This is a genomic window from Runella sp. (genome assembly GCF_027484545.1).
Lineage (GTDB): Bacteria > Bacteroidota > Bacteroidia > Cytophagales > Spirosomataceae > Runella.
In genome coordinates this window covers 1-14,810 of sequence record NZ_JAIXST010000081.1, presented here as the reverse complement: position 1 = coordinate 14,810, position 14,810 = coordinate 1, and the positions used below count along the sequence as shown (strand labels likewise).

Genomic DNA, 14,810 nt, shown 5'->3' with positions numbered 1-14,810 from the left:
CGTAATTTACCGAGAAGTAAAAGTCCGTAATTTTGTCACCGTATCTTTCCATCTATTCATTATGGCAAAAATTTTCCTCACCACCTTTTTATTAGGTACTTTCACCACTGCTTTTACCCAAAGCAAAGATTCACTTAGCGTAAGGCAGTTAAACGAAGTAGTGGTCACCTCTACCCGGGGAGAAAAGACCGTGTTTAAGACCCCTGCCCTGATTTATGCCATCGGTCAGGACGAAATCAAAACGTCACAGTCTCGCTCTACACCCGAACTTCTGATGAACCAAATGGGCGTATTTGTTCAAAAAACCACCCACGGTGCGGGCTCTCCGTTTGTTCGCGGATTGACGGGCAACCAAACCTTGCTTCTGATTGATAATATTCGCCTCAACAACAGCACGTTCCGCTACGGCCCCAACCAATACCTCAATACCATCGACGCTTTTACGCTCGGTCGCGCTGAAGTATTGCTCGGAAGCGGATCAGTCCAATACGGCTCCGATGCCTTGGGCGGTACGATTCAACTTTTTACCACCGACCCTCAATTCAATACGGGCTTCGGCGGACGTGTGTTGGGGCGCATGGTCAGCGCAGGTATGGAGCAGAGTGGGCGCGTGGAAGCGCGATACGGAGGAGCCAGCGCTGCTTTTCAGGCAGGATTTACCAACCGTCGTTTTGGCGATGTATTAGGCGGTAAAAACACGGGTTTTCAGTCACCGTCGGGTTATAAAGAACAAGATTTCGACCTGAAAGCGAAGGTAAATATGGGTCACAGATGGTTGGCAACACTGGCCCATCAATCCGTCAGTCAACAAAATGTAGAAGTGTTTTTTCGGTATCAATTGGAAAACTTCAAAATCAACCGATTTGACCCGCAGCGCCGGCAGTTAACCTACCTCAAGCTGGAACACCAAAACAATTCCAATTGGTTTAGCAATCAGACGTTTACCATTTCTCGTCAGGCCACAAAAGAAGGACGTTTAAGTCAAAAAAACGGCACAACAATGTTGCGTTCCGAAACTGACAAAGTACAGACCTGGGGACTGACATATAACAATCAATCCCGTTTTTTGAGAGATTTACTGACACTGAATTCGGGCGTTGAACTTTACCGCGACCAAGTCAACAGCGAGCGGTACGATGAAAATAATACTACGCTTCAACGTACCTACATTCGTGGGTTATACCCCGATAATTCTACTTTTCTGAATTACGCCGCTTACTCTATTTTAAGCATCAATACGCCTCGGGCCAACTCATCGTTCGGCCTTCGCTACAACGGTTTTGTAATTGACATTCCCGACGCTACCATCGGCAAAAGCCAACTGACGCCCGCCGCTTTGGTGTACAATTACAATCTCTCCTACAATTTGGGAAAATCCATCGCGCCCTACCTCAACATCAGCACGGGATTCCGCGCCCCCAACATCGACGATTTGGGCACGCTGGGCATTGTCGATTTCCGCTACGAAGTACCTACCAGTGATCTGAAACCTGAAAAATCAACGACTTATGAAGTGGGACTGAAAGTTGGCTCCAAAACCATCGGCCTCCAAATGGGTTATTATTCTACGCGGCTCCGAAACCTTATTACGCGGATTCGAGTACCTAATGAACAGGTCAACGGCATCAACGTGTACCGAAAAGAAAACGTAGAGAAAGCGTATATCAACGGTTTTGACGCCAAAATTCAGGTAAACTTGCTTTCGTCATTGCAATTGTACGGCAACATTTCGTATTCTATCGGACAAAACGAAACCAAAGAGGAACCTATGCGCCGCATTCCGCCCGTCAATGGTCGTTTTGGATTGAATTTCACCAAAAACAAAGGCTGGATTCGTCCTGAATTTTGGTTTGCCGCTGCACAGGAACGCCTCGCCCAAGGCGATAAAGACGACAACCGAATGGCCAAAGGCGGCACACCCTCCTGGAAGGTGTTGAACCTGAATGCAGGCTATAATTTAAAACAAATCAGCCTGACTGCCGCCGTTCAAAACCTGTTTGACGAAGATTATCGTACCCATGGCTCGGGCATCAATGGCTACGGTCGCAGTCTGTGGCTGACGGCTGAGTTTAAATGGTAATAACAAAGCGCTAAAGCCCTCAAAATAACTAAAAACTTTACCTTTATTCCTTTATTCCATGCCATAAATGGCGTGGCAATTTAAAAATCAATTTCTTATGCTGCGTATTTTTTTCTTTTCCTTTTTATGCCTTTCCATAAGCCAACTAAGTTGGTCACAGACTTGGCAAATCTCCGCCCCAGCGGGCAGTGAATATGTCAAAATTGACAAAAACGGCGTGACAGTTTTACCGAACGGGCGTTTGATTACACCTTTGGGTAAACAAATCATGACCGCTCCGCACCCGTATGGCCTTGTCTTGAGCAAAGACGGAAACATCGCCGTGACGGCCAATTCGGGTATCAACCCGTTTTCGATTACCATCATCAAAAACATTCTGAGCGGAAATCCGACCATCATTCAAGTCCCGGAAGGGGCCAAAACCGACGACGGGATTCTGGAAGCGTGCTTTATGGGATTAGCCATCAGCCCCGACAACCAAACGCTGTACGTAGCCGGTGGGCAAACCAACAAACTCTTTCTGTTTGACCTGAACACGGGAAAACGCAAAGCCGTCATCAACTGCGCCGCTAAGAACTATGAGCACGGTTATCTCGGCGATCTGATTCTTTCCAAGGATGGAAAACGCCTGTACGTGGTTGACCAAATTGGCTTCCGAATGGTGGTGGTTAATACCGAAACCATGCGCGTAGTGGAAAATGTACCTACGGGCCGCTACCCGTTCGGTATCAGTTTTTCGCCCGATGAGCAGCGCATTTACGTAGCCAACGTGGGCGTGTTTGAGTACAAACCTTTTACTGATTTAGACCCGAAAAACCTCAAGTCAACCGCCCATCCATGGCCTGCCACCAAATACGGCAGTAAAGAAATGGAAGAGGGCAACGCCGCGAAAGGAATTCCCGCACTGGGAAGTCCCAACGCACCTGAGGCATTTTCGGTCTGGAGTTATGCGCCTAACGGAACGAGTTGGAAGGTAAAAAACAAAACCAAAACGGGCTTTTTGGTTGGCCAGATGATTGAAGACTTTCCCGCCGTCGGCGGCAGTAGTCCCAACTCGGTCGCCGCTACCGATACGTATGTTTTTGTCAGTAATGGCAACAACGACTGTGTATCGGTCATTGATATTCAAAAAGATACGGTGATTTATACCATTCCTTTACAGCCCGACCCGCGTTTGGGAAAACTGCGCGGACTGATTCCTTTCGGCGTGGCTACCTCGCCCGACCAGAAGCGCCTGTACGTGGCGGAAGCGGGCATCAATGCCGTAGCTGTGATTGACATTCCGAGCATGAAAGTGCTGGGGCATATTCCCACGGGTTGGTTCCCGTCCAAACTGAAAGTATCGCCCGACGGGCGACAGCTGATTGTTACCAATGCTAAAGGTTTCGGAAGCGGCCCCAACGGCGGGCCTAATTTCAAACTAGGCCCCGAAGGAAGCTATGTAGGCAGTTTGATGAAAGGAACGGTATCGGTCATTGACATTCCCGCCGACGGACAACTGGCCGCGTTGACGCGAAAAGTGATTACCAACAATTTTAAGTTTGAGCAAAAGTCAACCGCTAAAAATGCACTTTCCAACATTGAGCACATTGTGTTTATCTCCAAAGAAAACCGCACCTACGATGAGGTATTCGGCCAAAATACCAACGGCAAAGGCGAGGCTTTGTTGTCCCGCTATGGCCTGAAAGCGACGTTCTCCAATCGCAACAAAACTCAAACGTTGGAAAATGTGGATGTGATGCCCAATCATTCCGCGTTGGCGAAACGCTTTGCCATGTCCGACAATTTTTACTGCGATGCCGATGTCTCGGCCGACGGCCACCGCTGGATGGTGGGCGTGTATCCCAACGAATGGGTGGAAACGGGTACCGCGGCTGCTTACGGTGGCAAACGCGATTTGATTGACACCTCTAAAGCCCCTGGCAACTGGTCTTTTTACGGCTCCGCAGGCAGCATTTACCCCGAAGATTACAACGAAGCTGGCTCCATTTGGGAACATTTGGAAAGACACAAAAAAGACTTTTATAACTTTGGGTTTGGGGTAGAAATGGCCGCGGCTTATTCAGACAGCACCATGAAATACATCGGCGAGCTGTACACCATCAATTATCCTTTGCCCGCGCCGCTCTATGACCGCTCGTCCAAGACCTTCCCGACCTACAACATGGCCATTCCAGACCAGTTTAGGGCCGATGTATTCATGAAAGAATTTAAGGAAAAATGGGGAGGACCTAATGGAAAATTACCGTCTATGCTGACGCTCATGCTGCCCAATGACCACGGTACCCGCGAACGGGCCAAAGCGGGATTCCCGTTTACCCAAAGTTACATGGCCGACAATGACTTGGCTCTCGGACGCGTGGTGGAGTTTTTAAGCCACACGCCTTACTGGAAAAAAATGCTCATCGTAGTGTTGGAGGACGACCCCCAAGGCGGCGTGGACCACATTGACGCTCACCGCAGCCCTCTGTTGGTTATCTCACCGTGGATGAAGAAAAATTACGTGGGGCACGAGCATTACAGCTTTGGCAGCGTTTTCAAAACCTTCTGGAATATTCTCGGAATGCCTTATCTGAATCAGTACGACGCAAGTGCTACGAATCTAAGCGACCTGTTTACCAATACGCCCGATTACAGCCCTTTCAATGCCGTGGCGATTGATAAACGTTTGTTTGACCCGCAAAAAGCGCTCGACCCTTTCGACGAGAAATTTGACTGGAAAGCCTTTGCCGAATCGGAAGAACTGGACCGCACCGAAACCATGCAAAAACGCCGGGCAGAAGATGATGAAGAGTTGAAAAAGGCTAAGCCGAAGCCAAAGAAGAAAAAGCAATAAGTTATATTTTTTTCAAACCATCGCGGGGCCCGCACGAGCCGGGGCCGCCCGTGCGGGCCCCGATAAGACATATAAGAAAATATAAGAACTTGTTTTTCAGCCTTATATAAACTTATATGTCTTACATGGTAACAATAAAAACTTAAGCCGAAGGAGCCAAAACCGACTTCATTTCCGCAATGGCGACTTCAACGTCTTTTTCGCCGGTGCGCCAGTTGACAAACGCTGCCCGAATACCCTTTTTACCATTGTACACCGTTGGGGTCATAAATACCTTGCCGCGTTGGTTCAGTTGAATCAGAAAGGAATGTACTTTGTCCTGATTTTCTTCGCCTTTCAGCGTAAAACACACATTGTTCAAGCGCGTCGGCGCAAGCAATTCAAAATCATCGCTTTCCTTTATAAAAGCATCCAATAACTGCGCCATGCGGATGCTGTTTTCTACAATTTCCCGGTAGCCCTTTTTACCATAAGCTTTTAACGAAAACCAGGCAGGTAAAGCCCGTAACCGGCGTGAGTTTTCAGGTAAAAAGTTGAGGTAACTGAAGTTTTCAAGCGGATTGCCGAGGTACGGTGCATTGGAGTTTTGGAAAGTTTCCACCTGCAAAATGCTGTGTTCTTTTTTCACGAGAAAAAACGCACTTTCGTAGGGCACATTTAACCATTTGTGGCAATCAATAGTGATGCTGTCAGCGCCTTCCCAACCTTTGAGCAAGTGTTTATAGTGTGGTGAACAGGCCGCAAAACCACCAAAGGCAGCGTCGATGTGCCACCAGAAATTATAGCGTTTTTTGAGATGAGAAATGGCTTCCAAATCGTCAAAATCAACGGTATTGACCGTTCCGCCACTCGAAATCAGAATAAAAGGCTCGCTATTAAGTGACTGTATTTTTTCTTCCAAATCCGTTACATTAATTGCTTCTCTATTTCCGGACAGGGCATTAACTTTGATAAAATTCTGACTTCCCAAGCCGAGCATAGATAATGATTTTACAGCTGATGAATGCGGCGTAGCACTCAGTACTTTTACGCCACTTCCAACGCCTTCTTTGGCAATATCACGCCCTTGTTGTTGGCCCGCCCACTGACGCGCTACGGCCAAAGTCGTAAAATTGGACATCGTAGCACCCGTCACAAAACCACCGGTGAGTGTATCGGGCAAGTCAAAAAGTGACAGCAACAATTGAATGGTCTCCACTTCAATCAAGGCTGATAAATCTCCCTGTCCCTGAATGCTTTGCGGATTTTGGTCATATACTCCGGCCAGCCAATCCCCCGCTATGGATGCGGGCGTAGCGCCACCCGTCACAAACCCCCAAGAGCGCGGTCCAGAAGAAGCGACAATGAGCGGATCAAAGCGTTGGTTAAATTCTGCTAAAACCGCTAATGTCCCTTGCCCTTCCTTCTCCAATTCGGCCACTAAGGACACAGTATGAGGCGCAGACGTGGGGCGTTGGTCAATGGTTTTAAGGAAATCAATACCCTGTTGAAGAACTTGTTGGAGAATGGCGTCAAAGGATGCTAAATCGTTTTGTAACATAGCTGTAAGAGATTTTTTTGATTGCAAAGAAACAGGAAATCAGGCATTAATGAGACCAAAATAATAGAAAAATAGTGCATCTTTGCGCCCCGTTTACGACGCAAACTTCACGTTTCTTCTTTTTAAACCACTCCAAACTTCGGTTGTATGAATCCTTTTCCTGTGTATGATTCGAGGCTCTTGGCTTCGCATTTAGGTGTATTTTTGGCTGAAAAATACCAACTTGGAGATGCTGTTCATTGCCGTATTCTCAAAACCGGCATCAATCATTCGTATCTTTTGAATGATGGAATCAACAAACAGATTTTCAGACTTTACAGCTACAATTGGCGCACCAAAACCGAGATTGAAGAAGAAATTCGACTTCTCAACCTTTTACACAAAAACGGAGTGCCCGTCTCCTACCCTATTGCTGATGCAACGGGCAATTTTATTCAGGAAATTATGGCCCCCGAAGGCCTGCGATTTGGGGTTCTGTTTTCGTTTGCCGAAGGCGAAAAGATAAGAAGTTTCACGGCAGAAGCGAGCTATAACATCGGAGTAGCCATGGCCCGCTTTCACCAAGCTACGCAGGATTTAACTTTGGAGCGAGTCAATTACAACGCTGAAACGTTACTGCTCTCACCGCTTCAACGAGCCAAAACGTTTTTTGCGACCCATTCAGAAACCATGGTTTTTGTGGAATCAACGACTGAAAAATTGGTTGAAAAACTGAAGCAAATTAATTCACCAAGCGTTCGACAGGGCGCGGTTCATTTGGACATTTGGTTTGACAATATGCACATCTCCCCTCATGGAGACGTCACACTTTTCGACTTTGATTTTTGCGGAAACGGCTGGCAAGCCCTTGATTTAGCCTATTTCAACGTGCAGTTATTCAACACCGAATTTGACGCCAACGAATACCAACGCAAACTGGAACGTTTTTTTGAAGGATACGAAAGCATCACCCCAATTTCCAACGAAGAAAAACACATTTTACCCTACTTAGCCGTTAGTATTTGGTTTTTCTACCTTGGTGTTCAATGTCAACGATTTGATGATTGGGGCAACCTGTTCATCAGCGAAGATTACTTCAAACGCTTTATGGGAATGATTCAAAAATGGTGTGCGCATCATCAGTTGTTTACGTAGTTCTAAAGACCACTATATCAAAGTATAGCGCTATACTTTAATATAATGCTTACATTTGTATAGCAAAAGTACTGACCTTTGTCGCTCAATACACAACTCAATTTCCCACAAAATGAAACGCGACAAAATCATTTATTGGATTACGACGGGCTTGATTGCCCTCCTGTTTTTATTCAGCAGCTACATGTACCTAACGAAAGCGCCCGATTTAATGCAAAGCTTTCAGAAGATAGGGTTCCCTGTTTATTTCGTCACGATGCTGGGTATTTTTAAATTGGCAGGCTCTATTGCCTTGCTGAACCCTTGGTTCGACAAACTGAAAGAATTGGCGTATGCCGGATTTGCATTTACCCTAGTTGGTGCTGCTTGGACACACATTGCTACGGGTACGCCTTTCATTATGCCCATCGTGATTTTGGGTATTCTGGGTGTTTCTTACTTTTTTAAACAAAAGCTTCAGGCGAAGGTGGCGTAAAACAATCAAGGGCGCAAAGAGTTGATTTCTCTTTGCGCCCTTGTTATCTGAATTAAAAAACTATTCTCCCGCCAGCATTTTGGCCGTTACTTCTTTTTCAATCGTAATATACCCCGGATAATTGACTTGCGAATTGCCGATACCTAATGTTGGCTTTAGTTTAATCACCAATTTTGTAGGTTGCGTATTTGCTTTTCCCGACAGGTTTTCAATCATCGCTACAAACGAATCACGCGTTTTGGCATCGGTAAGCAAGCGGTAAGCGTTCGTTGTCAACTGCATCGGAACGCGGGTGGTTCCTCCGTTGGGTTGCACGTCAATGCGTTGGTCCCAAAAACCCGTAAAGATTTCATTTTCAGCTAGCAATACTTTGTATTCAAACTGATTGATACCTGCCAATTGCTTCGTTGGATTGGTCACATCCAGATTCAAACGAACATTAAGCGGTACGTCTTTGCTCAACAGCGCCAACGCTAAACGAGGCGATTTGGACAAATCAAAATCCTGCATGTTTTTGAACTGCTGAACGTCAATCCCTGCCAAGGTAATTTTATCAGCCGAAGCAATGTTGTATTTACAATCGCCTAACGTCTTGGCTTCTGAAATTTGTTTGGTGACTGCACAGCGATTGAAAACGACGATCGCTAACACAAAAGCTGCTAATAAACTAATTTTTCTCATGTTTGAATGGTTTGTAAGAGTTGGTTGTGTCCGCACAACCAACGGCTCAAAATAGTTAATAATTCCTCTAAAAATGACTTATTAACGTCGATTAAACCTCGAAATTGCCATTCATCGGCTTATTTACAAACTTCCTGAAGCATTTTTTCAGTAGCTGCGTCAAACGTTTGGCGTTGCTCGGGGGTTTGGTAATTGGCAACAAACAAACTGTCCATTGTCCTCGTGATTTTATCAGCCAATTTTCCCGTACGCATTGTCAACACTGTTTTGATAGAATCAATGTGCTGACTTTGAGAAGGTGTCAGCGATATATGATACTTCATCAGCGAGTCTTCCATGAAACGAATGTCATTGGCTATTTTAAAACGTTCCTCCTTCAATTGGCGAGCTTCACATTCAAGCGTCGCCATCAATTTGGCGTCTTTATCCAGTTGCTCTTGGTTGTTTTTTTGACATCCCAACACAGATAAACCACCTACGATTGCCCAAATAAAGATGTTAACTTTCATCCTCCTAAATTTTACTGTAAACTATGGACTGTAAACTACTTAATATCCGTTGGCCAATTGATACTTTTTACCACATTTTCTCCGATACCACGTCCCATCAACAAACCGTTTTGGTTGTCCATTTCGTAGTGAATTCCACCATAAAGGCGAGAATTAGCGCATTCCTTCGCCATTTCCGAGAAGCTGCTGAATTTGCGGGTAGCAAATCCGTGCTGCACCTGCGAACGATCCGTCAATGAATACACTCCATCTCCTTTGGTAAAAAGTCTGGTAAAAATCTTTTCACCTACTCCCACTTCAGTGGCGTGGCCTGAGGTATAGGCCGGGAAAGCAGGTGTTCCAATCACTGTCTTGAAGTTAGGATCAATGTATTTCTGAATATAAGACACCGGGCGGATAAGCGAATAATCGTATTTGGCTTTCCAACAGGCAATAAAAGCATCTATCTCGCCCACGCCCAGCATCGCATAACCTACCACCGCTTTTTCAAGCGTAGCGTTGGTTTCTTCCAACAATTGCGTCATGATATTGAAGGTGTGTCCCGTAGGAGTACAGGTTGCAAACGGATCATCTGCCCAAAACTTAGCAATTTCCACTTGGTCTGCGGTATTATTTTTGACTTGGTTATATACCTGCGTAGCCTGTTTATAAAAGTCAGATTGTTTATCCAAAGAGAAAGCCATAGGTTTGGGAGGCGTTGCATAGTCCATATTTGAAGCCAAAATTGGACGACATTTGGACCAAAACGGACTCAAAGGTGTAGCGTTTTTAGCATCGGTCGGTACCCATTTGTCGATGCCCGTTACGGGAGTAAAAGGTCTTGAAAAAGGATTCAGATAAGAATCATGCCCCCCGTCAGTTTTTGAATAATTATAAATAGCCTGTGCTACCGCTTTGCCGTGTTTGACAGACTCATCCGTCAGCGTTTTTCCCGTGACTTTATTCAATGTGGCACTGAATTCGGCCAAATATTGCGCTTCTAAGTCGTTGATTTTTTGAAGATTAGCAGGCGTTAGGTTTTTGTCAAACATAAAACGCATCATATCGGCTACGGCGGCGTTGACCACAATTCCCCAATGATAATTAATGTTTTGGGTCAGTGGAACTGGCATACTTGTCACCGCCAATCGGTTGATTTGTCCCGCCAATGGCTTGGCATTGGGAATACCGCTATACACTGCTTCGTAGGCAGTAATACCTACGTATCCAAATGCACGTGACGCTTGCGGAGGCAAAAAGCCCGGCGTTTCTTTCACCACCCGACATTCGAGTTTTAACCATTCACGCAAAAAATCAGCGGAGTAATTGGAAACATTGTTGGTTTTGGTGGGTTCTACGTCGGTGTTTGTACAGCCCGCGATAAATACAAGGCTAACTATAAAACATAAAAACTTTTTCATAAAAGTAGGCTTAAAGAAATGATTAAACTTGTGATACTGATTGGCTGTGCGAGCCAAAAAGTATATCTTACTGTCATTTCTTTACATCCCAATTATTATGCCAATTTTCAAATTTTAGCTCGCTTTTATAAAAAAAATGGTGCCTGATTCAGATACCATTTTTCAACATTTCTTCAATAAATCCCTACAGTTTTACTCCCACAGTCATGACGACACTGCGCCCGTCCGATGGCCAAATGCCTGGGCCGGGATAAAAGGTAGGTCGTTTTGTGAAATAGCTCTTATTGAGCATGTTATTGATTCCAAATCGAATGGTATAGCGATTTGTCAGATGAAAAGTCGTATTTAAATCCACTAAGGTATAACTCGGAACAATGCCTTTGGCTCCGTTGGCGGTTGGCAAAACGGTGTTGAAAGCGTCGGCAAACGATGCGCTGACGTAACTTGCCAACAACGTAGCACTCACCCAACGATGGTTAAATTCTATCCCATTCCGACTCGTCCATTCAGGAACCGATTCTACTTTGTTACCTTCAATGGATTGATTTTCTTTGCCATTACTTACTTTGCCGTTTACATAACGGGCATCCATATAGGCCGTAGAAGTGAAGGCGGAAAGGCGTGTTTTATTGCTTCTTATAAATTCATACTCCACATACATTTCCAAACCTTTGGTCCGACTGTCACCAATGTTTGTACGAAAAATGTAGGAGGTTCCGTCGGGGTTATTCAAAATCAGACTACCCAAACGATTGTTGTACTGCAACAGGAAAGCGCTCAAGTCGTAGTGCAATCTTCCTTTGCGACCGCTCAGTCCGATTTCAGCATTGTAGCCGTAGGCATCTTTGAGATTTTTGTCGGCACGTTCGAGCACCGAAGCAGGAATAATATCCTTCAAAATTACGGGGCGATAAGCTTGAGAGAATCCACCGTACAGGCGATTTTCTTTATCAATTTGGTATTGAACACTCATTCCAAACAAGGGAAAACGGTGCGGGATACTGTTGGGAACCACTTCGGGTTTCAGATAACGAATAGAGCCTGAGAAGTCCGTTTTACCACTTTCCAAACGGAAGCCAGGTGACACCGACAGTTTTGGCGTGATATACAGTAAGTTTTCAACAAACAATGCCACATTTTTGGTTTTGAAATGGATATCACGACCCCAATCGTTGGGTACCAGCAACGTCAAATCATAATCACTGCCGACAGTACCTTTGCCCAGTTGCCTGCGGTTGAGGTCGTTGTTCATCACTTGAATTCCTCCTACGAGCACATTGCTCATAGCACCCAATTGATAATAGTGCAATAGACGCAGTTCTGAGGTAAAACTGTTGAATTTATCAATGTCTACCTGACGGTTTTTGTACTGACCGGTCGCCGTTTCCATGGCATCTTTCACGGTAGCAAAGGCATCAATCATGACGCTGTTCCGAAAGCCCAACACCATGGAATTGGTCCATTTAAGTTGGGTTCGGGGCGTAATTTCCCAATTAAGCGTAAGCGAAGGCAGGTAAATGTCCGGTTCATAGTAGTTCCGAGAGCGGGTTGACATGCGAGGATTTGCATAAAACATACTGTCAGTAAGTGGCACAGGAATTTGATACACGTAATCGGTATGTCCCACCTCAGCCTTCAGCGAAAGTTTAGAGGTAAAGTCATACTGCAAACGAACAAATTGTGATTCTGATTCCGAACGGCTGTTTTGGCGGTATCCGCTTGAATTACGGCGGTGATAATAAGCGTAATAGGTCATTTTCCCTACGCGTCCACCGATGGCATTGTATGAACTCAACAAACCATACGAGCCTGCTGAGTTGATGCTTTCAAAACTGAACCGTTTGGTAGTATCGGCCTGTTTGCTCACGTAGTTAATCATGCCGCCAAACTGCGCTCCGTACTGTAATGAACCTGTTCCCCTTACAATTTCCACGCGCTCAAACGACTCGGCGGGCGGATTGTAATGACTGGCGGGATAGCCGTACATATCGGTATTCCCAATCACGCCGTTGTAGCGCAGGTTAAATTCCCAACTTCGGTGCGGGTCAAGGCCGCGCGTTGAAACGTTGATTTGATTGCCGGAGCCATCCATGTCATAGACAAAAATGCCCGGAATTTTGGCAAAAATCTGGCGTGGAGTACGCTCCGCAATGTTGGCATTTACGCCGCTCAATTGAATGACTTCATTCTTTTTCCCAGCCGTCAAATACGTTCCGTGAACATCGGGTAAACGCTCGATTTGGATTCTTTCACGCGTACCGATCACTTCCACCTCGTTGAGATGTTGAGTGGTATCAGATTTTACTTTTTGAGCAAATAAATGTTTTCCAAAAAATAGTATAACAAAGAGAGCAGAAATGTATTTCATAAGTCACATCTTACTATAAAGTACTGATAAATAGCATATTAATCAATTTTTATCAAATACCGTTCCAAAAACTACCTATACTGTTTTGTTGTGGGGTGAAAGGTTTGCCAACTGTGCCAATATTCCTGATAGGCATTCTCTTTTGCTAAATCAGGAATTCCGGATTTTTGTGACTTCCCGAGCAGGTTATAGACCCTTCCTCCGTTATCGTACAGGGAATCATTCTTTACAACCAACTTCTGTCCGGGCGTTGCACGGCGTAGGGCTACAAAGCTTTTATTATCGGAAGCCAACACGACCGAAATGGGTAAATAGCCGATCATATCGTTGATGATTCGTTTCTTTTGCAGTTGGTTCCAATCATAGGCTTTTACACCGCCGCTCACTTCCACGCCCACCACCCACGATTTATCCTTCCATGAGGACGAATCACGCTTGGTAAGTTTTCCTTTCCGTTTTCCAGATTCATAGTTACTCAACGAATCGTATTCTTCCTGAAACTTCACATCAGGCTGCATCACCAAGCTATTGGGATGCAATGCCAGCCATTTTTCAAGCGAAATTTGGGTAATATCCAGTTCGGGTAAAGTTTGCCCTTTCAGCTTTCCTACAATCGCCTCCCCATTGGCTTGCCGCCACCAACTTCCGGTGGTTTTGTCTTCAAACATCGCATTAAAATGATCCATCCCGACGAGGCGAAACGTTTCAACTTGGTTATTTACAAGAGGTTCAAATACCCGCCCCGTGCGACAAACAGTGCAATAAGTCACAATAATGGGCTTTCCACCCAGCGTATCGCGCACCTGATGATGATAGCCAATGTACTGAATCGGATACGCCCGCGTTTGACCGTTGACCTCCACGCCAATCACTAAACGTTCTTTGCCTACCTTGTTTTCAGCAGCATTTTTGAGGGTCAAAACCGAAGGTTGGTAAAACATGGTATCGGCGGCCATTTCAAAATTGGCGGCATACGTTACTCCTGCCACGGCCAACAGGCACAGACCCGCCACGTAAGGCGACCATTTTTTTCCTCGAAAAGCAGCGAAAGCTCCCAAAGCAATCAAAATTCCAAATAGGCTGCGAATCGCCCATCGCCACGTATGAAAAAAGTAGGCCGCATCAATGCTGTTCATGCGCTGACTTCCAGGCATAGGCATGATGAAATAGACGTTGGCAATCTCAAATAAAAGCAGGCCGACAATTCCGATGTAAAAAAGCTTTCTCATGGGTTGACTTCAGTTTCAGGCAAGGTACTATAAGTTATGAAAACGGTATACGCGGAAGCAATCAAAACCACATTTTTGATAATGTATTGTCCCGACAAACTCAACGCAAGCGTAGATTTCCACGTCTCATTGGGCATGAGTATCAGCGGAAAAAACGTTGTGAACATTTGCAGACAAAACAGAAAGAAGGCAGGCTTGGTCGCTTTGGGGAAGAGCCACAAAATGCCAATGGTACATTCGGTGATTCCCAATAGCGGTAAAAAATTTTCGATCGAAATAAAAAACTCAATGGTTTTATGATGCAATTGCGTCACGATGGCTTCGGCGGGAGACATGCCAATGACTTTCAAAAAACCAAACCAGAATAAAACGACAAACAAGGCGATTCGATTTCCCCAAACGATGTTGGGAGAGAGGGCAACTACTTCAGTTTTCATAATTTTACATTCTGTAAATAAAGGTGGCAAATAGTTAAATTTGGACTAAACTACAAAATCATGCTAAAAGCAACCATAAAAATTGAGGATGCAACAGGCCAAGTAATCGAAAAGACAGTGA

The 14,810-nt window shown here is 45.2% G+C and carries 11 protein-coding genes; 4 read left to right on the top strand and 7 right to left on the bottom strand.

Annotated features, from left to right (window positions below):
• The first annotated feature begins 61 nt into the window (after positions 1 to 61).
• Positions 62 to 2,080, top strand: coding sequence for a TonB-dependent receptor (locus Q0081_RS07425; protein WP_298350888.1), 2,019 nt, complete (start codon positions 62 to 64; stop codon positions 2,078 to 2,080).
• Positions 2,081 to 2,177: 97 nt separating this feature from the next.
• The gene (locus tag Q0081_RS07420) at positions 2,178 to 4,916 is read left to right on the top strand and encodes an alkaline phosphatase family protein (RefSeq protein ID WP_298350884.1); all 2,739 of its coding nucleotides are present in this window, start codon (positions 2,178 to 2,180) and stop codon (positions 4,914 to 4,916) included.
• 142 nt (positions 4,917 to 5,058) lie between these two features.
• Here the strand turns inward: Q0081_RS07420 and Q0081_RS07415 are convergent, their stop codons facing one another.
• Positions 5,059 to 6,456: a pyridoxal-dependent decarboxylase gene (locus Q0081_RS07415; RefSeq protein ID WP_298350881.1), complete on the bottom strand. Its 1,398-nt coding sequence runs from the start codon at positions 6,454 to 6,456 to the stop codon at positions 5,059 to 5,061.
• 147 nt (positions 6,457 to 6,603) lie between these two features.
• Here Q0081_RS07415 and Q0081_RS07410 point away from each other — a divergent pair, with 147 nt between their 5' ends.
• Positions 6,604 to 7,590, top strand: a complete 987-nt coding sequence (locus Q0081_RS07410) for a phosphotransferase (protein WP_298350878.1) — start codon at positions 6,604 to 6,606, stop codon at positions 7,588 to 7,590.
• Between the two features lie 112 nt (positions 7,591 to 7,702).
• The gene (locus Q0081_RS07405) at positions 7,703 to 8,065 is read left to right on the top strand and encodes a DoxX family protein (RefSeq protein WP_298350875.1); all 363 of its coding nucleotides are present in this window, start codon (positions 7,703 to 7,705) and stop codon (positions 8,063 to 8,065) included.
• 60 nt (positions 8,066 to 8,125) lie between these two features.
• Here Q0081_RS07405 and Q0081_RS07400 read toward each other — a convergent pair whose 3' ends face one another.
• From Q0081_RS07400 to Q0081_RS07375, 6 genes are all read right to left on the bottom strand, one after another.
• Positions 8,126 to 8,746, bottom strand: a complete 621-nt coding sequence (locus tag Q0081_RS07400) for a hypothetical protein (RefSeq protein ID WP_298350873.1) — start codon at positions 8,744 to 8,746, stop codon at positions 8,126 to 8,128.
• Between the two features lie 119 nt (positions 8,747 to 8,865).
• A complete protein-coding gene (locus Q0081_RS07395) occupies positions 8,866 to 9,255 on the bottom strand; it encodes a hypothetical protein (protein WP_298350870.1) in 390 nt (129 codons plus the stop codon).
• 35 nt (positions 9,256 to 9,290) lie between these two features.
• Entirely contained in the window at positions 9,291 to 10,655 is a 1,365-nt protein-coding gene (locus Q0081_RS07390) for a vanadium-dependent haloperoxidase (protein WP_298350867.1), read from the bottom strand.
• A 184-nt stretch (positions 10,656 to 10,839) separates the two neighbouring features.
• A complete protein-coding gene (locus tag Q0081_RS07385; RefSeq protein WP_298350865.1) occupies positions 10,840 to 13,023 on the bottom strand; it encodes a TonB-dependent receptor domain-containing protein in 2,184 nt (727 codons plus the stop codon).
• 71 nt (positions 13,024 to 13,094) lie between these two features.
• Positions 13,095 to 14,252: a DUF3179 domain-containing (seleno)protein gene (locus Q0081_RS07380; protein WP_298350863.1), complete on the bottom strand. Its 1,158-nt coding sequence runs from the start codon at positions 14,250 to 14,252 to the stop codon at positions 13,095 to 13,097.
• Positions 14,249 to 14,689 carry a hypothetical protein gene (locus Q0081_RS07375; protein ID WP_298350860.1) on the bottom strand — a complete coding sequence of 147 codons (441 nt, stop codon included), beginning with the start codon at positions 14,687 to 14,689 and terminating at the stop codon, positions 14,249 to 14,251. The genes Q0081_RS07380 and Q0081_RS07375 overlap by 4 nt, the downstream gene beginning before the upstream one ends.
• Positions 14,690 to 14,810: the final 121 nt, after the last annotated feature.

Excerpts from the sequence above, each read along its gene's own strand:
- Q0081_RS07425 (WP_298350888.1), top strand. The coding sequence starts at position 62 with ATGGCAAAAATTTTCCTCACCACCTTTTTATTAGGTACTTTCACCACT.
- Q0081_RS07420 (WP_298350884.1), top strand. The coding sequence starts at position 2,178 with ATGCTGCGTATTTTTTTCTTTTCCTTTTTATGCCTTTCCATAAGCCAA.
- Q0081_RS07415 (WP_298350881.1), bottom strand. The coding sequence starts at position 6,456 with ATGTTACAAAACGATTTAGCATCCTTTGACGCCATTCTCCAACAAGTT.
- Q0081_RS07410 (WP_298350878.1), top strand. The coding sequence starts at position 6,604 with ATGAATCCTTTTCCTGTGTATGATTCGAGGCTCTTGGCTTCGCATTTA.
- Q0081_RS07405 (WP_298350875.1), top strand. The coding sequence starts at position 7,703 with ATGAAACGCGACAAAATCATTTATTGGATTACGACGGGCTTGATTGCC.
- Q0081_RS07400 (WP_298350873.1), bottom strand. The coding sequence starts at position 8,746 with ATGAGAAAAATTAGTTTATTAGCAGCTTTTGTGTTAGCGATCGTCGTT.
- Q0081_RS07395 (WP_298350870.1), bottom strand. The coding sequence starts at position 9,255 with ATGAAAGTTAACATCTTTATTTGGGCAATCGTAGGTGGTTTATCTGTG.
- Q0081_RS07390 (WP_298350867.1), bottom strand. The coding sequence starts at position 10,655 with ATGAAAAAGTTTTTATGTTTTATAGTTAGCCTTGTATTTATCGCGGGC.
- Q0081_RS07385 (WP_298350865.1), bottom strand. The coding sequence starts at position 13,023 with ATGAAATACATTTCTGCTCTCTTTGTTATACTATTTTTTGGAAAACAT.
- Q0081_RS07380 (WP_298350863.1), bottom strand. The coding sequence starts at position 14,252 with ATGAGAAAGCTTTTTTACATCGGAATTGTCGGCCTGCTTTTATTTGAG.
- Q0081_RS07375 (WP_298350860.1), bottom strand. The coding sequence starts at position 14,689 with ATGAAAACTGAAGTAGTTGCCCTCTCTCCCAACATCGTTTGGGGAAAT.